General features: G+C 62.0%; 17 protein-coding genes. 13 read left to right on the forward strand and 4 right to left on the reverse strand.

All coding sequences use genetic code 11. The annotated features are described in order from the left end of the window. Positions 1–67: 67 nt before the first annotated feature. The 6 genes from purN to nadC all read left to right on the forward strand — a co-directional run bounded on the left by purN (position 68) and on the right by nadC (position 7,005). Positions 68–721 (forward strand): phosphoribosylglycinamide formyltransferase, encoded by a 654-nt coding sequence (purN, locus tag PQQ51_RS01645; protein ID WP_408494253.1) that lies wholly within the window; start codon positions 68–70, stop codon positions 719–721. Next, a complete protein-coding gene (locus PQQ51_RS01650; RefSeq protein WP_408494255.1) occupies positions 718–1,977 on the forward strand; it encodes an RsmB/NOP family class I SAM-dependent RNA methyltransferase in 1,260 nt (419 codons plus the stop codon). The genes purN and PQQ51_RS01650 overlap by 4 nt, the downstream gene beginning before the upstream one ends. 83 nt (positions 1,978–2,060) lie before the next feature. After that, positions 2,061–3,425 (forward strand): mechanosensitive ion channel family protein, encoded by a 1,365-nt coding sequence (locus PQQ51_RS01655; RefSeq protein ID WP_408494257.1) that lies wholly within the window; start codon positions 2,061–2,063, stop codon positions 3,423–3,425. Positions 3,426–3,627: 202 nt separating this feature from the next. Further along, the gene (locus PQQ51_RS01660; RefSeq protein ID WP_408494259.1) at positions 3,628–4,824 is read left to right on the forward strand and encodes a DesA family fatty acid desaturase; all 1,197 of its coding nucleotides are present in this window, start codon (positions 3,628–3,630) and stop codon (positions 4,822–4,824) included. A gap of 130 nt (positions 4,825–4,954) precedes the next feature. Continuing rightward, on the forward strand, positions 4,955–6,094 hold the full coding sequence (nadA, locus tag PQQ51_RS01665; RefSeq protein ID WP_408494261.1) for a quinolinate synthase NadA: 1,140 nt from the start codon (positions 4,955–4,957) through the stop codon (positions 6,092–6,094). Next, the gene (nadC, locus tag PQQ51_RS01670; RefSeq protein ID WP_408494263.1) at positions 6,094–7,005 is read left to right on the forward strand and encodes a carboxylating nicotinate-nucleotide diphosphorylase; all 912 of its coding nucleotides are present in this window, start codon (positions 6,094–6,096) and stop codon (positions 7,003–7,005) included. The genes nadA and nadC overlap by 1 nt, the downstream gene beginning before the upstream one ends. Positions 7,006–7,106: 101 nt before the next feature. Here nadC and nadB read toward each other — a convergent pair whose 3' ends face one another. From nadB to radC, 4 genes are all read right to left on the reverse strand, one after another. Continuing rightward, the gene (gene nadB, locus PQQ51_RS01675; protein ID WP_408494290.1) at positions 7,107–8,705 is read right to left on the reverse strand and encodes an L-aspartate oxidase; all 1,599 of its coding nucleotides are present in this window, start codon (positions 8,703–8,705) and stop codon (positions 7,107–7,109) included. 243 nt (positions 8,706–8,948) lie between these two features. Next, positions 8,949–9,116 carry a 50S ribosomal protein L33 gene (gene rpmG / locus PQQ51_RS01680; protein WP_006050116.1) on the reverse strand — a complete coding sequence of 56 codons (168 nt, stop codon included), beginning with the start codon at positions 9,114–9,116 and terminating at the stop codon, positions 8,949–8,951. Positions 9,117–9,126: 10 nt separating this feature from the next. Next, entirely contained in the window at positions 9,127–9,360 is a 234-nt protein-coding gene (gene rpmB / locus PQQ51_RS01685) for a 50S ribosomal protein L28 (protein WP_007180631.1), read from the reverse strand. Positions 9,361–9,606: 246 nt separating this feature from the next. Beyond that, positions 9,607–10,395, reverse strand: a complete 789-nt coding sequence (radC, locus tag PQQ51_RS01690; RefSeq protein ID WP_408494292.1) for a RadC family protein — start codon at positions 10,393–10,395, stop codon at positions 9,607–9,609. A gap of 260 nt (positions 10,396–10,655) precedes the next feature. Here radC and PQQ51_RS01695 point away from each other — a divergent pair, with 260 nt between their 5' ends. The 7 genes from PQQ51_RS01695 (at position 10,656) to PQQ51_RS01725 (ending at position 17,691) form a co-directional block, all read left to right on the forward strand. Further along, positions 10,656–11,111: an FKBP-type peptidyl-prolyl cis-trans isomerase gene (locus tag PQQ51_RS01695; RefSeq protein ID WP_408494265.1), complete on the forward strand. Its 456-nt coding sequence runs from the start codon at positions 10,656–10,658 to the stop codon at positions 11,109–11,111. Positions 11,112–11,113: 2 nt separating this feature from the next. Further along, the gene (ispH, locus tag PQQ51_RS01700) at positions 11,114–12,073 is read left to right on the forward strand and encodes a 4-hydroxy-3-methylbut-2-enyl diphosphate reductase (RefSeq protein ID WP_408494267.1); all 960 of its coding nucleotides are present in this window, start codon (positions 11,114–11,116) and stop codon (positions 12,071–12,073) included. Between the two features lie 541 nt (positions 12,074–12,614). After that, on the forward strand, positions 12,615–13,814 hold the full coding sequence (locus tag PQQ51_RS01705; RefSeq protein WP_408494270.1) for a branched-chain amino acid ABC transporter substrate-binding protein: 1,200 nt from the start codon (positions 12,615–12,617) through the stop codon (positions 13,812–13,814). 231 nt (positions 13,815–14,045) lie between these two features. After that, positions 14,046–14,996, forward strand: coding sequence for a branched-chain amino acid ABC transporter permease (locus tag PQQ51_RS01710; RefSeq protein WP_408494272.1), 951 nt, complete (start codon positions 14,046–14,048; stop codon positions 14,994–14,996). A gap of 18 nt (positions 14,997–15,014) precedes the next feature. Next, a complete protein-coding gene (locus PQQ51_RS01715; protein WP_408494274.1) occupies positions 15,015–16,184 on the forward strand; it encodes an ABC transporter permease subunit in 1,170 nt (389 codons plus the stop codon). A gap of 11 nt (positions 16,185–16,195) precedes the next feature. Beyond that, entirely contained in the window at positions 16,196–16,969 is a 774-nt protein-coding gene (locus PQQ51_RS01720) for an ABC transporter ATP-binding protein (RefSeq protein WP_408494276.1), read from the forward strand. A 17-nt stretch (positions 16,970–16,986) separates the two neighbouring features. After that, a complete protein-coding gene (locus PQQ51_RS01725) occupies positions 16,987–17,691 on the forward strand; it encodes an ABC transporter ATP-binding protein (RefSeq protein ID WP_408494294.1) in 705 nt (234 codons plus the stop codon). Positions 17,692–17,740 lie beyond the last annotated feature (49 nt).

Here is a 17,740-nt window from a genome sequence, read left to right on the forward strand (position 1 = left end):
TAAACGCTCGGCGCATGAGACGGCGGCGCGTCGCGGTTTCGGGGTCCCCGAATGATAAAATCCGCGGATGAAAAAACTCGTCATCCTGATTTCCGGACGGGGAAGCAACATGGAAGCCGTCGTGCGAGCCTGCTCGCACGAGGCCTGGCCGGCGCAAATCGCCGCCGTGATTGCCAACCGTCCTGATGCTGCGGGCCTTGCGTTCGCGGCATCGCACGGTATCGCCACGGCGGTGGTCGACCACCGCCAGTTTCCCGACCGCGACAGCTTCGACGCCGCGCTTGCACGCGAAATCGATGCGTTCGCGCCCGACCTGGTGGTGCTCGCGGGCTTCATGCGGGTGCTCACGGCCGGCTTCGTCGACCATTACGCCGGGCGCATGCTGAACGTGCACCCGTCGCTGCTGCCGAGCTTTCCGGGCCTGAAAACCCATCAACAGGCACTCGACGCCGGTGTGCGGCTGCACGGCGCGTCGGTGCATTTTGTCACGTCGCAACTGGATCACGGGCCGATCGTCGCGCAGGCGGCGGTTCCCGTGGCAGCCGGCGATACCGCCGCCATGCTCGCCGAACGCGTGCTGGCAACCGAACACATTATTTATCCACGCGCGGTGCGCTGGTTCGTCGAAGGGCGCCTTGCTCTCGACGGCCTGCGCGTCACGCTTACGCCGCCGGAGCCGCAATGGCTCTTTGCCGGTCACACCGCCGGAGAGGGCGCATGAGATTGCATGGTTTTTTGATTGGACAAACCGAGACTTTGCTGGCTGAAGTCCTGAGACTGAACGGCCCGGCCGACGCCACCACGAGCCGCTTCTTCCGCGCGCACCCGAAGCTCGGGCACGGCGAGCGCGGTGTGATCGCCGAAGCCGTGTTCGCGGTGCTGCGCCGCCGGATGGAGTTCGCGCATCTGGCCGAAAGCGGCGCGGGCAGTCCGGCGCGCCGGATGGCCTTGCTGGGCCTGATGCAAACAGCCGGCCGCACGGCGCTCAAGCCGTTCGTGTCGGAATCGGAATCGACGTGGCTCGAGCACGTGTCGAAGATCGACCCCGAAAGCCTGCCGCTGCGGATTCGCCTGAACCTGCCCGACTGGATCTATCAGGCGCTGACGAAGCGTTTCGAAGCCGCCGAGCTGGCGCAGCTGGCCGCCGCGCTGAACTATCCGGCGCCGCTCGATCTGCGCGCGAACCCGATCAAGGCGAGCCGCGACGACGTGCTGGGCGCGCTGTCGAAGGCCGGCATCGAAGCCGGCGCGACGCCGTTCGCGCCGTTCGGCGTGCGGGTGGTCGGCAAGCCGCCGCTCACCAAACTCGACGCGTTCCAGCACGGCTGGGTCGAAGTGCAGGACGAAGGCAGCCAGTTGCTGTGCTCGCTGGTCGCACCCAAGCGCGGCGAGATGATCGTCGACTTCTGCGCGGGTGCAGGCGGCAAGACGCTCGCGCTCGGCGCGGCAATGCGCTCCACGGGGCGTCTGTACGCGTTCGACATTTCCGAGCGGCGCCTCGCCAAGCTCAAGCCGCGCCTCGCGCGCAGCGGTCTGTCGAACGTGAATCCGGTGCTGATCGACAGCGAACACGACGCGAAGATCAAGCGCCTTGCCGGCAAGATCGACCGCGTGCTGGTGGATGCGCCGTGCAGCGGCCTCGGCACGCTGCGCCGCAATCCGGATCTGAAGTGGCGCCAGTCGCCGGACTCGGTGGCCGAACTGGCGCCGAAACAGGCGTCGATTCTGGCGAGCGCGTCGCGTCTGGTGAAGAAGGGCGGCCGGCTTGTCTACGCGACCTGCTCGATCCTCGAAGCGGAAAACGAAGCCGTCGTGCAGCAGTTCCTTGCCGACCACCCGGATTTCGCCCTCGTGCCCGCGCGTGACGTGCTGGCCGAACAGCGTATCGACCTCGAAATGGGCGATTACCTGTCGCTGTGGCCGCACCGCCACGCTACCGACGGCTTCTTCGCAGCCGTGCTGGAACGCCAGAGCTAAGCGCAACGGGCTTTCGGCCGGCGGGTTCGGGGTTGCAGGTTAGTCTGGCTATTCCCGAACCCGCCGGCGATTTCAGCGACATCATGCAAAACCGCATCTTTTTCCATATGTTCGGCGACCTCGCGCACGACTTCGGGCAGCCCGTGATGCTCTGGCAGGTCGGCGTGCTGCTCGGCACGCTGGTGCTCGCGTGGCTGCTCGCGCGCGTGCTGCGGCGGGGGCTCGATCTGCGCCGTCAGACGCGTTACCAGACGCTGCGCTTCGGCGCGGAAAGCCTGAACCGCGCGTTCTTCCCGCTGATCGGCGCGGCGCTTGTCTGGATTGCGCGCACGGTCACCGGCCAGTTCATGCACACCGCGTTGCTCGATCTGGCGCTGGTGCCGCTTTTCGGCATCGGCCTGATCTACATCGTGTTTTTTTTCGCGCGACGGGTTTTCAGCCAGAACGGCGAGACGCAGCCGTGGCTGTTCCTCGTCGAAAAGATCGTTTCGCTGGTGGTCTGGATCGGCATGGTGCTCACGGTCATGGGCATCCAGGACGACGTGATCGCGTGGATGGGCAGCGTGCATTTCCGCGTCGCCAATGCCCACATGACGCTGCTGTCGCTCACCAGCGGGCTGTTGTGGGTGTGCGTGACGATGGTCGTCGCGATGTGGCTGGGCTCGGCGTTCGAAGAGCGCCTGATCCGCTCGGCCACCCTCGACGCCAATCTGAAAGTGGTGGTGGCGCGCGTCGGTCGCGCGGCGCTGCTGCTGGCGGCGGTGCTGGTGAGCCTGTCGCTGGTGGGGATCGACATCACCGTGCTGGGCGTGTTCGGCGGCGCGCTGGGCGTCGGGCTTGGGTTCGGCTTGCAGAAGATCGCCAGCAATTATGTGTCGGGCTTCATCATCCTGATCGACCGCTCGCTGCGTATCGGCGACACGATCAACGTGAGCGGCCTGCAAGGCCAGGTGACGCAGATCCGCACGCGCTATACGGTGGTGCGCGGTCTGGACGGCATCGAAACGTTGATTCCGAACGAAAAACTGATTACGGACGTGGTGCAGAACCAGTCCTCGTATCTGACTCGCGGCTACGCGAAGCTGGCGGTGCAGGTCGCGTACACGTCGAACGTCGAGCAGGCCATGGCGCTTCTCGCCGAGGCCGCGCAGGACGTGCCGCGCGTGCTGCAGGAGCCGGCGCCCACGCCTTATCTGGCCAGCTTCGGCGCGGACGGCATCAATCTGGAACTGGGTTTCTGGATCGAAGACGCGGCTACCGGCACGTCGGGCGTGCGTTCGGCGGTCAATCGCAACATCTGGCGTCTGTTTGCCGAACACGACATCTCGATTCCGTTTGCGCAACGCGAAGTGCGGATCGTCGGCAATGTCGGCAACCTCGGCGACGCGATGCCGCGTCCGGTAACAATGACCGCTCCCGCAGCGAATCAGGCGGACAAGGCCCTCTGACGGGCGTCCGGCGCCGCATGCCGGTCGGCAGGCGCGCTCCGGCGCGTGCTCCCCCCTTGATGCCGCACAAAAAATCCCTATTTGTTACAAACACTTGGAACGCTTCAAGTAGAATATCGTCCAATCCCGCTGTATGCTTTCACTTTCTTGACACGCGTATTTTGCGTGTGTCTCGTGTCTCTCGTTCCACAGGTAAATTGCCTTGTTGAATTCCTTGCTCGATTTCCTTGCCCACGGCCTGCTTCGCTTTTCGTGGTGGCAACTCGTGCTGTACACGCTGGTCGCGACGCACATCACGATCATCGGCGTGACGGTGTACCTTCATCGCTGCCAGGCGCACCGCGCGCTGGAGTTGCATCCTGTCGTCAGTCATTTTTTCCGGTTCTGGTTGTGGATGACCACCGGCATGCTGACCGGCCAATGGGCCGCGATTCACCGTAAGCACCACGCCAAGTGCGAGACCGAAGAAGATCCGCACAGCCCGCAAACGCGCGGCATCTGGAAGGTGCTGCTCGAAGGCGCGGAACTCTATCGTTCGGAAGCCAAGAACGAAGAAACTATGCGCAAGTTCAGCCACGGCACGCCGAACGACTGGATGGAACGCAACGTCTACACGAAGTACCCGATCCTCGGCGTGAGCCTGATGATGGTGCTGAACATCGCGCTGTTCGGCGTGGTCGGCCTGACCATCTGGGCCGTGCAGATGATCTGGATTCCGTTCTGGGCAGCCGGCGTGGTCAACGGTCTCGCGCATTGGTGGGGTTATCGCAACTTCAACTCCACGGATGCGAGCACCAACATCTTCCCGTGGGGCATCATCATCGGTGGTGAAGAACTGCATAACAATCACCACACGTATGCGACGTCGGCCAAGCTGTCGAACAAGTGGTATGAGTTCGATATCGGCTGGATGTACATCCGCATCATGTCCGCGTTCCGTCTGGCCAAGGTCAAGAAGATCGCGCCCACGCCGCGCCTTACCACCGGCAAGCTGGTGCTCGATCAGGACACGCTGCAAGCCGTGCTCGCGAACCGCTACGAAGTCATGGCTCGCTACGGTAAAGCGCTCAAGCGTGCATACCGTCAGGAGCTCGCGCATCTGAAGGAAGTCGGCGCGCGTGAGAAGTACCAGGTCATGCGCGGTGCGCGTAGCTGGTTCCACAAGGAAGAAGCCGGTCTGGATGAACCGCAGAAGCGTCAACTGCCGCAGATTTTCGCGAACAGCCAGAAGCTCAAGACCTACATCGACATGCGCAACGAACTCGCGTCAATGTGGGAGCGTTCGAATGCGTCGCGCGAGCAACTGCTGGTTCAGTTGCAGGACTGGTGCCATCGTGCGGAACAGAGCGGAATCAAGGCGCTCCAGGAATTCGCACTTCGATTGCGCCGTTATGCTTGATCGCGAAATCCATTAAAATTTCGCTACGTCACAAAACCCCGCGTTGGCGGGGTTTTGCTTTTTGGGCCGCGGAAACGTCAACCACACGCGATTGAGATTCCGCAGCGGCAGAGTGAAGGCAGAGGAGATCATGGATCAGCAGGCGATCAGGACCGTCGAATACGACCGGCCACAGGCGCAGAGCGGTACCTGCGGAATCGGGCAGGCGTGGGCGAAGGTGCCCGACATGCCGTCGGCGGAAGAGCGGCTGGCGCTGAAGGCGCGTATCCGAGCGTTGCTTAAGCGCGAAAAGGCCGTGCTCGTCGCGCATTACTACGTCGACGCGGAATTGCAGGAACTCGCCGACGAAACTGGCGGTTGCGTCGCCGATTCGCTGGAAATGGCGCGCTTCGGCCGCGATCACGACGCGCAAACGCTGGTGGTCGCAGGCGTTCGCTTCATGGGCGAAACCGCGAAAATTCTCAGCCCGGACAAGCGCATTCTGATGCCCGATCTCGACGCGACGTGCTCGCTCGATCTGGGCTGCCCGGCGGACGAATTCTCGGCTTTCTGCGACGCTCATCCCGATCGCACGGTGGTCGTATATGCGAACACCAGCGCGGCGGTCAAGGCACGCGCGGACTGGATGGTGACGTCGTCGATCGGCTTGGAGATCGTGGCCGATCTGCATGCGCGCGGTGAGAAGATCATCTGGGCGCCGGATCGTCACCTTGGCAGCTATATCCAGAACAAGACCGGCGCGGACATGCTGTTGTGGCAAGGCTCGTGTCTCGTGCACGACGAATTCAAAGGCATTGAACTCGATCTGCTGCGTGCCGAATATCCGGGCGCGAAAGTGCTGGTGCATCCGGAGTCGCCGGCTAACGTGGTCGAGCAGGCCGATGTGGTCGGCTCGACCACCCAGTTGATCGACGCCGCGCAGAAGCTCGACGCGATGCATTTCATCGTCGCAACCGATCTGGGCATCCTGCACAAGATGCAACTGGCCGCTCCCGGCAAGACGCTGATCGCCGCGCCCACGGCGGGCAACAGCGCGACTTGCAAGAGCTGCGCGCACTGCCCGTGGATGGCGATGAACGGTTTGGCCAATCTGGCCGACGTCCTCGAGCGCGGACACAACGAAATTTTTGTCGATCGTGCTATCGGCGAGCGGGCGCGTCTACCGATCGACCGGATGCTCGATTTCGCGGCGCGCCACAAGAAGCGCGTGCAGGCGAGCGGCGATCTTGCGCGCGACACGCAACTGTATTCGAACGTGGGAGCGGCGTGATGGGGGCGGTTGAGGGCGCAGTTGAGCGTAATCAGGCGAGTGCGGTATCGCCGTTGTTCGCCGAAATTCACGCACAGTACGGCGCGGCATTCGACGCCGCGTTGGCGCGCAATGTCGCCGATGCGCTGACGGAAGATGTCGGCGCCGGTGACCAGACAGGCCGGCTCGTCCCGGCGGACGACATGCGCGATGCACGCATCATCGTGCGCGAAAACGCGGTGCTGTGCGGCGTGCCGTGGTTCAACGCGGTGATGCGTGCGGTCGATCCGCGTATCGACGTTCAGTGGCGCTATCGCGAAGGCGATCGGATGAGCGCGGACACGACGGTCTGCGAGTTGCGCGGTCCGGTCCGGGCGCTGCTCACGGCGGAGCGCAATGCGCTGAACTTTCTGCAACTGTTGTCGGGTGTGGCGAGCGCAACGCGCCGCTACGTCGACGCAATCACGCACACGAAAACGCGCATTCTCGACACGCGCAAGACGCTGCCAGGCTTGCGTCTCGCGCAGAAATACGCGGTGCGGGTCGGCGGCGGCGCGAACCAGCGGCTCGCGCTGTACGATGGCATCCTGATCAAGGAAAACCATATCGCGGCGGCTGGCGGCGTCGGTGCGGCGATGGATGCGGCGCTTGCTTTGAATGCGGGCGTATCGATCCAGGTCGAGGTCGAAACGCTCGAGCAACTGGAAACCGCTTTGGCGCATCGCGCGCAATCCATCCTGCTCGACAATTTTTCGTTCGATGCGATGCGCGACGCTGTGCGCATTACCGCCGGACGTGCGGTACTCGAGGTGTCGGGCGGCGTGAATTTCGACACGGTGCGGACTATCGCGGAAACGGGCGTCGACCGCGTGTCGATCGGTGCGTTGACTAAAGACGTGCGTGCGACCGATTACTCGATGCGGATTGTCTGAGCGAAACGCGCGGGCCGTTTCTGGAAAAGCCATCGCTGGTGAAAATCGGCGATGGCTTTTTTATCGGCTTTTGCCGCGGTTTTATCAGTTTGCGATGCGACTCACACGTTTCGATTGCGTACCCGTTCCGGCGAAAGAACAGTCGGCAATGCTTTGGGTAAAGTGGCCGGCCAATCGCGGCTGAAATGCAGGCCACGGCTCTCGCGCCGTGAGCGTGCGCCTTCGACGATCAGCGACGCCACATCCACCAGATTGCGCAGTTCGAGCAAATCGCGGCTTACCTTGAAGTTCGCGTAATACTCGTGGATTTCGTCGCGCAACAACGTGAGCCGATGTTTCGCGCGCGCGAGGCGCTTGTCTGTCCGCACGATGCCGACGTAATTCCACATTAGCCGGCGCAGTTCATCCCAGTTGTGGGCGACCACGACTTCTTCGTCCGGATCGGACACGCGGCTTTCGTCCCAATCCGGCAGCGGGGCGTGGACCGCGGCACTGAAACCTTCTTGCTCGATCGCTTGAGCGGCGGAGCGTCCGATCACGATGCATTCGAGCAACGAATTGCTGGCGAGGCGATTCGCCCCATGTAGACCCGTGCAGGACGTTTCGCCGACCGCATAGAGTCCCGCGAGATCCGTACGCCCGGCAAGATCGGTGACGACGCCGCCGCACGTGTAGTGCGCAGCCGGCACCACGGGAATCGGCTCTTTCGTGATGTCGATGCCGAACTCCAGACAGCGCGCGAGGATCGTCGGGAAATGCTCGCGCAGGAACTCGGGCGATTGATGGCTGATATCGAGATACACGCAATCGATCCCGCGCTTCTTGATTTCGAAGTCGATCGCGCGTGCGACGATGTCGCGCGGCGCGAGTTCGGCGCGCTCGTCGTGATGCGGCATGAAGCGAGTGCCGTCCGGCAGCTTGAGAATGCCGCCTTCGCCGCGCACTGCTTCGGAAATCAGGAAAGACTTCGCGTACGGATGGAACAGGCAGGTCGGATGGAACTGGATGAACTCCATGTTCGCCACCCGGCAGCCGGCGCGCCATGCCATTGCGATGCCGTCGCCGGTCGCCGTGTCGGGATTGGTGGTGTACAGATAGACCTTGCCGGCACCGCCGGTGGCCAGCACGGTATGGGGCGCCTCGATCGTGACGGTGCGGCCGCTTTGCAGGTCGAGTGCATACAGACCGTGGCAGCGGCGTCCGGGCAGGCCGAGGCGGTCCGACGTGATGAGGTCGATCGCGTAGTGGTCTTCGAGCAGGGTGATGTTAGGGTGACGGCGCACCCGCTCGCTGAGCGTGGCCACGACCGCGTGGCCGGTGGCGTCCGCCGCGTGAATGATGCGGCGATGGCTGTGTCCGCCTTCGCGCGTCAGGTGAAAGCCGAGCTCGGCGGCGTCGTCTTTCGTAAACGGTACGCCTTGATCGATCAGCCATTGAATCGCGTCACGGCCATGCTCGACGATGAAGCGCGTGGCTGCCTCGTCGCACAAACCGCCGCCGGCGACGAGCGTATCGCGCACATGATTCTCGATGCTGTCCGCCGAGTCGAGTACGGCGGCGATGCCGCCTTGCGCCCAGTCGCTCGCGCCTTCTGTCATTGATCGCTTGGCGACCACCGCAACCCGCCGGGTCTCCGCGAGATTGAGCGCGACGCTCAAGCCTGCCAGACCGCTACCGACAATCGCCACATCGAATTCCATCGCCCACATCTCCGTCTTTCTCTTTGCCATGACGACGGCATGCGAGGTGCATGCCGCTAAAACGACAAAGGATACGCGCCGCGACGAATCAGGGAAAGCTGGCCGAACGTAATAGGGCGTTTGACTTTTGCCAGGATCGCCAATGAAACGCGTGAAGAAACGTGGACGCTGAAAACAAAAAAGCCCCGCACGAATGCGAGGCTTTTTGCATGTCTTTTGCCTTCGTCAGGCAGGAGCCAAGATTTACTTGATCTTGGTTTCCTTGTAGTCAACGTGCTTACGGACGACCGGATCAAATTTCTTGATCAGCATCTTTTCCGGCATGTTGCGTTTGTTCTTCGTGGTCGTGTAGAAGTGACCCGTACCTGCGGTCGATTCCAGCTTGATCTTGTCGCGTGCGCCTTTCGCCATGATTTACTCCTTAGGCTTCACCGCGTGCGCGCAGATCTGCGAGCACAGCGTCGATACCGTTCTTGTCGATCAGGCGCAGGCCGGCGTTCGAAACGCGCAGACGCACCCAACGGTTTTCGCTTTCCACCCAAATACGGCGGTTTTGCAGGTTCGGCAGGAACCGGCGCTTGGTTTTGTTGTTCGCGTGGGAAACGTTGTTGCCGCTCATCGGCGCTTTCCCAGTTACTTGGCATACGCGTGCCATGAGAGCACTCCTAATACGCTAATTCTGAGTTCGAACGCCGTGAAAGTTTCCCGAAAAGAGCCGCGCTGAAGTTTCGATCGAGTTTCGAAACCAGAGTCGCTTTTCCTTTCCGGAACGCCTTGGTGGCTTCGGAACAGGGGGTTGGAAATAGGCAAACCGGAATTATAGCGGAAAAAAAGCCGCAAAATCAAACCTTATTTGCGATGACCAACCCGGGGACGTGCCGCGATGCGCGTGATCCTTCTGTCAGGGCCAACCCGCGCGGGCAAACGAATAAGTGCTGTCGGCGCCGATCACCAGATGATCGATCAGTCGCATGTCCATTAACGCGAGGGCGTCGCGCAGCGTGTGGGTCAGGCTCTGGTCGCTTGCGCTCGGCTGCACCTCGCCCGACGGATGATTATGCGCGACGATCAGGCTGGCCGCGTTCAACGACAGCGCGCGCCGCACGATTTCGCGCGGATAGACGGCCATGCGTGTAATCGTGCCGCGTGCGCATTCTTCGCAACGGATCAGGCGGTGCCGCGCATCGAGAAACAGCGCTATGAAGATTTCCTGCGGACGGCCGCCGATCAGGAGCCGCAGATAATCTTCCACCGCTTCCGGCGAGTTCATGAGCGAACGCTTGCGCATTTTATGGACCAACGAGCGCCGCGCCATTTCGAGAATGGCCAGCAACTGCGTGGCTTTCGCCGGACCGATGCCGCGCAGGCCTTGAAAATCCGTGTAGTCGGCGTCGAGCATGGCGCGTAGCGAGCCGAAGCGCTCGAGCAACGCACGCGCGACGTCGAATACGTTGTGGCCAGGCAAGCCCGCGCCGAGCACCAGCACGATCAGTTCCGTATCGGACAACACGCCGGGGCCGCCGTCGATCAGCCGTTCGCGTGGCATGTCGTTCCTCGGCCACCTGGCGCGTGCGGTGCTGCGGCGACGGCGCGCGGGCTGGCGTTCGCCAGCGCTTGCGGACGGTATGACGGGCGGCGTTGCCTCGGGCCACTGCTGCCGCTGTTGCTGGTGCGGCGGTTCGCGTGGCATCGCGTCGCGTGGTCCGGTTGTGGGCAACGCCGCAGCGGGCGTAGGTTCGTCAATCGTGCAGACAGGCTCGTCCATATCTCTATCCTTCCTTGCTGTTTACGATGTGCCAACGTGCGGCGGCGCACGTGACGCGGCCAAGCCGCCTTCCGCTATGTGGCTTACAATAGGCGCTTTGCGCACGGCATGCCGACGGTTTGCCACACGCGTTGACTGCGCCCGCGGCGCACGCGTGCAGCGCGCTTCGACTGAGCGAGCATTGCATGAGCATCATCGACATTTCCGAAGTGAAACCCGGTTCACACGTGACGCTTCATTACCGGCTTTCCCTTGCCGATGGCGCCGAAGTCATCAACACGTTTACCGAAAAGCCGGCCACGCTGCTGCTCGGCGCCGGTCAGCTGGCGCCGCCGCTGGAAGATATTCTGCTGGGTTTGAAGGTCGGCCACCATTCGACCTTTCAGCTAGCCCCGGGCGTCGCGTTCGGTCCCCGCAATCCGGAATTGATCCAGCGCGTGTCGCTGGCCACGCTGCGTGAGAACAGCATGATCGGCGAGGATTTTTCGCCGGGCGATCTGGTCGAATTCAACGCGCCGGGTGGCGGCCGCTACGCGGGCGTCCTCAAGGAAGTCGGCGAAACCTCCGCGCTGTTCGATTTCAATCACCCGCTTGCCGGCCAGGCGCTGGCGTTCGAAGTGAAAATCATCGGGATTCTGTAAACATGAGCATCACGGATACGACTCTTGCTGAAGCCGAGATTCTGCTGGCGCAGCCGCGCGGATTTTGCGCCGGCGTCGATCGCGCGATCGAGATCGTCGAACGCGCCCTCAAGCTGTACGGTTCGCCGATCTACGTGCGCCACGAAATCGTCCACAACGCGTATGTCGTCGAGGATCTGCGCAAGAAGGGCGCGATCTTCATCGAGCAGCTGGAAGAAGTGCCGGCGGGCAACACCGTTATTTTCAGCGCGCATGGCGTGTCGAAAGCAGTGCGGGCCGAAGCCGAGTCGCGCGGTCTGCGTGTGTACGACGCGACCTGTCCGCTCGTCACCAAGGTACATATCGAAGTCGCGAAGATGCGCCAGGACGGTTTCGACATCGTGATGATCGGCCACAAGGGTCACCCGGAAGTCGAGGGCACGATGGGCCAGGCCGGCGAGGGCATGCATCTGGTCGAAGACATCGAAGACGTGCAGGCGCTGCAACTGGCCGATCCCGAGCGGATTGCGTTCGTCACGCAAACCACGTTGTCGGTGGACGACGCCGCCGAGATCATCGGCGCGTTGAAGGCCAAGTACCCGGCTATCCGTGAGCCGAAGAAACAGGACATCTGCTACGCCACGCAGAACCGGCAGGACGCGGTGAAGTTCATGGCGCCGCAATGTGACGTCGTGATCGTGGTCGGCAGCCCGAACAGTTCGAATTCGAACCGGCTGCGCGAGCTGGCCGAAAAGCTCGGCGTGCCTTCCTATATGGTGGATTCGCCCGATCAGATCGATCCGGTGTGGGTCGAAGGCAAGCGCCGGATCGGCGTGACCGCGGGCGCTTCCGCGCCGGAAGCGCTGGCGCAGGCGGTGATCGGCCGGTTGCGCGAGCTTGGCGTGCGCAATGTGCGCGCGCTCGACGGCATCGAAGAAAACATCGCTTTTCCGCTGCCGCGTGGGCTCGGTCTGCCTGCCTGACGATCCGCCTGCAGTTTCGAAAGATAAGCGCGCCCGAGGGCGCGCTTTTTTTCGCCCGTCGCTTTCCCGCTTACCTAAATATAAAGTGTCAGATCATGCAAAACGGCGGATTCCGACGCGTTCCGACTGATATTCTTTTGAATCCGGATACGGGTTTTAATTAATTTCCAACTGATGTGTCCCCGTTAATAATGAGCAAAACGGTTGCGTCGAATTTTGGCGCACTAAAATTGTGCGAACACGTTGATAACCGTACAAACGTATTACTTAACGCAAAGCGCGGCGCAATCGGGCATTCCGCGCGGATCGCCGCAACACTTGATGCCATTGGGTCCGACGATGGTGCAACTGATGCACGAAAAAGAATCGCAACCGGGTTGCACTTTTTGGCCGATTTAGCATTAAAAACAGGGTTGCAATGCAGGAAAACCCTGTCGCTTCAACAATATTGCCCGTCGCAAAATTGGAGTTACAATGCGCGCGTTCTCAAGGCCTCTGGGTCCCGGACAATAGATTTTGCAAGGCGCGGGAGACCTACTTAATGCGAGTCAGATTTGCTTACGCCGTGTCCATCGCGGCCGCGGTTGCACTGTTGACCGCGTGCGGCAAGAAACAGGATGGCGAGGCGGGAGCGGGTGCATCGGCGGCCACGGCGGCAGCGGCACCGGCAAGCGAAGCGACTGTCGTGAAGATCGGTCATGCGGCCCCGTTGACGGGCGGCATCGCGCATCTGGGTAAAGACAATGAAAACGGCGCGTGTCTCGCGGTCGAGGAAATCAATACGCAGGGTTTGACCATCGACGGTCACAAGATTCAGCTGGAACTCGACGCGCAGGACGACGCCGCGGACCCGAAAACCGGCACGGCGGTCGCGCAGAAGCTGGTCGACGATCACGTGGTGGCGGTGGTCGGCCATCTGAATTCGGGCGTGTCGATTCCGGCGTCGAAGATCTATAGCGATGCCGGCATCGTGCAGATCTCGCCGTCGTCGACGAATCCGGCCTACACGCAACAGGGTTTCAAGACGACCTATCGGGTCGTCGCGACAGACGCACAACAAGGTCCGGCGCTCGCCAATTACGCCACGAAGGCGTTGAGCGCCAAACGCATCGCGGTAGTGGACGATGCAACCGCCTACGGTAAGGGTCTCGCGGACGAATTCGCGAAGACCGTCGAGGCGAGCGGGGCGAAGATCGTCGCACGGGAGGCGACGAACGACCGGGCCACGGATTTCCGGGCCATCCTCACGAAGATCAAGAGTGTTCAGCCGGACGTGATCATGTTCGGCGGCATGGACGCAACGGGCGGGCCGTTTACCAAACAGGCGGCAGCGCTCGGTATCAGGGCAAAAATCCTTGGCGGCGACGGCGTGTGTACCGACAAGGTGGGGGAGCTGGCGGGAATCGCCGTGCAGAACCTGGTCTGTTCGGAAGCGGGACTCGCGCTTTCGAAAATGGACAAGGGAGCGGACTTCGAAAAGAAGTACGTGGACCGCTTCCACACGCCGGTGCAGATTTACGCGCCGTTCACGTATGACGCTGTGTACGTGATCGTCGATGCAATGAAGCGCGCTAATTCGATCGAGGCGCCCAAGGTGCTGGCTGCGATGCCGTCCACCGATTACAACGGGGTAATCGGCCACATCGCGTTCGACGACAAGGGTGATTTGAAAGAGGGCGCCATTACGCTTTACGACTTCAAGGACGGCAAGAAAGCGGTTCTCGACGTCGTGAAGATGTGATGACGGGACGTTCAGCCTGACGGCACCGAAACCACCCAACGGTGCCGTTTTTGCATCCGCAGAAGGTGAGGCCGCGACTGAATCACAGTCGTCAGGACGAACCGGTGGCGGAAATAACCCTTACCGGTCTTTTACATCAGTACCCGCAGTGCCGTTGAGATTCCGTAACGCATCACCGCCCACCGGCTGATGAGGAGCGCGAATCCAGTCGCACGGGCTAAGGAGCATTAAATGGATATCTTCATCCAGCAGGTCCTCAACGGGCTGGTGCTTGGCAGCGTTTACGCCATCATCGCACTGGGCTATACGATGGTTTACGGCATCCTGGGCATCATCAACTTCGCTCACGGCGATGTGTTGATGGTGGGCGCGATGGTTGCGCTCTCAGCCATCGGCGTGCTGCAGAACCACTTCCCCGGCCTCGGCAATGTGCCGACGCTCGTGATCGCGCTGATCATCGCGGCAGTGGTCTGCTCGCTGGTCGGCTATACGATCGAGCGGGTGGCCTACCGGCCGTTGCGTAAAGCGCCGCGTCTCGCGCCGCTGATCACCGCGATCGGCGTGTCGATCCTGCTGCAAACGCTCGCGATGATGATCTGGTCGCGCAACCCGCTGCCGTTCCCGCAACTGTTGCCCACCGACCCGATCAACGTGATCAAGGCCACCGACACGACGCCGGGCGCCGTGATCTCGATGACCGAAATCGTGATCATCGTGGTGGCGTTCCTCGTGATGGGCGGCCTGCTGCTGCTGGTCCACAAGACCAAGCTCGGCCGCGCGATGCGGGCGATCGCCGAGAATCCGGGCAATGCGTCGCTGATGGGCGTGAACCCGAACTTCGTGATCTCGGCCACCTTCATGATCGGCTCGGCACTGGCCGCGCTCGCCGGCGTGATGATCGCATCCGAATACGGCAATGCGCACTTCTACATGGGTTTCATCCCTGGGCTGAAGGCCTTTACCGCGGCGGTGCTGGGCGGCATCGGCAATCTCGGCGGCGCGATGGTGGGCGGCGTGCTGCTCGGGCTGATCGAACAGCTGGGCGCGGGCTATATCGGCAACCTCACGGGCGGGGTGTTCGGCAGTAACTATCAGGACGTGTTCGCCTTCATCGTGCTGATCATCGTGCTGGTGTTCCGTCCGTCGGGTCTGCTCGGCGAACGCGTTGCAGATCGCGCCTGATCCTGGGAGTAAATAAACATGACCTCAATTCAACCGATCGAGCCGTCCACGACGCTCATCCCTGAAAAGAACCTCACGAAGACGCTGACGGTCGGCATCCTCACCGCGGTCTTCGTGATCGCGGCGCCGATGATCATCGGTGCGGCCGGCGGCAACTACTGGGTTCGCGTGCTCGACTTCGCGATGCTGTACGTGATGCTCGCGCTCGGCCTCAATGTGGTGGTCGGCTTCGCCGGCCTGCTGGATCTCGGCTACATCGCGTTCTACGCGATCGGCGCGTACGTCGCGGCTCTGCTGAGCTCGCCGCACCTGACCTCGCAGTTCGAGTGGATCGCGCACCTGTTCCCGGGCGGCCTGCATGCGCCGATCTGGATCATCGTGCCGATCGCAATGGCGCTCGCCGCGCTGTTCGGGATTCTGCTCGGCGCGCCGACCTTGCGTCTGCGTGGCGACTATCTCGCGATCGTGACGCTGGGCTTCGGGGAAATCGTGCGGATTTTCATGAACAACCTCGACCGTCCGGTGAATATCACCAACGGGCCGAAGGGGATCACGGGGATCGATCCGGTGTCGGTGGGCGGCTTCAGTCTCGCGCAGACTCATTCGCTGTTCGGCTTCCAGTTCCCGTCGGTGTACTCGTATTACTACCTGTTCGTGCTGTGCGCGCTGCTGGTGATCTGGGTGTGTACGCGCCTGCAGCATTCGCGTATCGGCCGCGCGTGGGCCGCGATCCGTGAAGACGAAATTGCCGCGAAGGCAATGGGCATCAACACCCGTAATGTGAAGCTGCTGGCCTTCGCGATGGGCGCGTCGTTCGGCGGCCTGTCGGGCGCGATGTTCGGCTCGTTCCAGGGGTTCGTGTCGCCGGAATCGTTCACGTTCTGGGAATCGGTGGTGGTGCTCGCGTGCGTGGTGCTGGGCGGGATGGGTCACATTCCCGGCGTGATTCTCGGCGCCGTGCTGCTCGCCGTGTTCCCGGAATTCCTGCGCTCGACGATGGGTCCGCTGCAGAACGCGATCTTCGGCCATGAAATCGTCGACACCGAAGTGATCCGTCAGTTGCTGTACGGCCTCGCGATGGTCGTGATCATGCTGTACCGCTCGGAAGGCCTGTGGCCGTCGCCGAAGCACGAAGACAAGATTGCGAAACTGGCGAAGCGCAGCGGCAAGAAGCCGGTGCGGGCGTAAGGGAGAAAAATATGAGCGACAACATTCGACTGTCCGTCAAGGGCGTGAACAAGCGCTTCGGCGGTTTGCAGGCGCTGTCGGACGTCGGGCTTGAGATCCGGTCCGGCCAGATTTATGGCCTGATCGGCCCGAACGGCGCCGGCAAGACAACCTTCTTCAACGTGATCACGGGCCTGTACACGCCGGATTCGGGCGAGTTCAAACTCGACGGCACGCCGTACACGCCGACCGCCGTCTATCAGGTGGCCAAGGCGGGTATCGCGCGCACGTTCCAGAACATCCGTCTGTTCGGCGGGATGACCGCGCTGGAAAACGTGATGGTCGGGCGCCACGTGCGCACGAAGCACGGGCTGCTCGGCGCGGTGTTCCAGACGCCGTCGGAGCGCAAGGAAGAGCGCGAGATCAAGGAGCGCGCGATCGAACTGCTGGAATACGTCGGCATTGCGCAGTACGCGGACTACACGTCGCGCAATCTGTCGTATGGTCACCAGCGTCGTCTGGAAATCGCCCGCGCACTGGCCACGGATCCGAAACTGCTCGCGCTCGACGAACCGGCCGCCGGCATGAACGCGACGGAAAAGGTCGAACTCACGAGGTTGCTGGACAAGATCCGCACGGACGGCAAGACGATCCTGCTGATCGAACACGACGTGAAACTCGTGATGGGTCTGTGCAACCAGATGACGGTGCTCGACTACGGCAAGGTGATTGCGCAAGGTCTGCCGCAAGACGTGCAGAAGGATCCTAAGGTGATCGAAGCTTATCTGGGTGCGGGAGTCCACTGATGTCCACGACGCAAGCAATGTTGAAAATCAAGGGCCTGCAGGTCAATTACGGCGGCATTCAGGCAGTCAAAGGTATCGATCTCGAAGTCGCGCAGGGCGAGCTGGTCACGCTGATCGGCGCGAACGGCGCGGGCAAGACCACGACGATGAAGGCGATCACGGGTCTGAAGCCGTACACGATCGGCGACATCGAGTACATGGGCGAGTCGATCAAGGGTATTCCGGCGCATCTGCTGCTCAAGCGCGGACTTGCGATGGTGCCGGAAGGCCGCGGTATTTTTGCGCGCATGTCGATCGTCGAGAACATGCAGATGGGCGCTTATCTGCGCACGGATACGGACGGCATCAAGGCGGACGTCGAGCGCATGTTCGGTTTCTTCCCGCGTCTGAAGGAACGTGCGACGCAGTTCGCGGGCACGTTGTCGGGCGGCGAACAGCAGATGCTGGCGATGGCGCGCGCGATCATTTCGCGGCCGAAGCTGTTGCTGCTCGATGAACCGTCGATGGGTCTGTCGCCGATCATGGTCGAGAAGATCTTCGAAGTGGTGCGGGCGATTTCGGCTGAAGGGATGACGGTGCTGCTGGTCGAGCAGAATGCGCGTCTCGCGTTGCAGGCGGCCAATCGCGGCTACGTGATGGACTCGGGTCTGGTGACGATGTCGGGTGACGCGAAGCAGATGCTCGACGATCCGAAGGTGCGGGCGGCGTATCTGGGTGAATGAGTGGGCGAATGAGTGGGTGAACAGGCGCTGACCGTTTTATAGCGCCGAT

This window comes from Paraburkholderia xenovorans (genome assembly GCF_046030735.1).
Taxonomy (GTDB): Bacteria; Pseudomonadota; Gammaproteobacteria; order Burkholderiales; family Burkholderiaceae; genus Paraburkholderia; species Paraburkholderia xenovorans_A.

Coding starts and splice junctions, on each gene's coding strand:
- PQQ51_RS01715 (WP_408494274.1), top strand. CDS start 15,015: ATGACCTCAATTCAACCGATCGAGCCGTCCACGACGCTCATCCCTGAA.
- radC (WP_408494292.1), bottom strand. CDS start 10,395: ATGCCACGCGAACCGCCGCACCAGCAACAGCGGCAGCAGTGGCCCGAG.
- nadC (WP_408494263.1), top strand. CDS start 6,094: ATGGGGGCGGTTGAGGGCGCAGTTGAGCGTAATCAGGCGAGTGCGGTA.
- PQQ51_RS01650 (WP_408494255.1), top strand. CDS start 718: ATGAGATTGCATGGTTTTTTGATTGGACAAACCGAGACTTTGCTGGCT.
- PQQ51_RS01725 (WP_408494294.1), top strand. CDS start 16,987: ATGTTGAAAATCAAGGGCCTGCAGGTCAATTACGGCGGCATTCAGGCA.
- rpmB (WP_007180631.1), bottom strand. CDS start 9,360: ATGGCACGCGTATGCCAAGTAACTGGGAAAGCGCCGATGAGCGGCAAC.
- PQQ51_RS01655 (WP_408494257.1), top strand. CDS start 2,061: ATGCAAAACCGCATCTTTTTCCATATGTTCGGCGACCTCGCGCACGAC.
- nadA (WP_408494261.1), top strand. CDS start 4,955: ATGGATCAGCAGGCGATCAGGACCGTCGAATACGACCGGCCACAGGCG.
- nadB (WP_408494290.1), bottom strand. CDS start 8,705: ATGGAATTCGATGTGGCGATTGTCGGTAGCGGTCTGGCAGGCTTGAGC.
- PQQ51_RS01720 (WP_408494276.1), top strand. CDS start 16,196: ATGAGCGACAACATTCGACTGTCCGTCAAGGGCGTGAACAAGCGCTTC.
- purN (WP_408494253.1), top strand. CDS start 68: ATGAAAAAACTCGTCATCCTGATTTCCGGACGGGGAAGCAACATGGAA.
- PQQ51_RS01710 (WP_408494272.1), top strand. CDS start 14,046: ATGGATATCTTCATCCAGCAGGTCCTCAACGGGCTGGTGCTTGGCAGC.
- rpmG (WP_006050116.1), bottom strand. CDS start 9,116: ATGGCGAAAGGCGCACGCGACAAGATCAAGCTGGAATCGACCGCAGGT.
- PQQ51_RS01695 (WP_408494265.1), top strand. CDS start 10,656: ATGAGCATCATCGACATTTCCGAAGTGAAACCCGGTTCACACGTGACG.
- PQQ51_RS01705 (WP_408494270.1), top strand. CDS start 12,615: ATGCGAGTCAGATTTGCTTACGCCGTGTCCATCGCGGCCGCGGTTGCA.
- ispH (WP_408494267.1), top strand. CDS start 11,114: ATGAGCATCACGGATACGACTCTTGCTGAAGCCGAGATTCTGCTGGCG.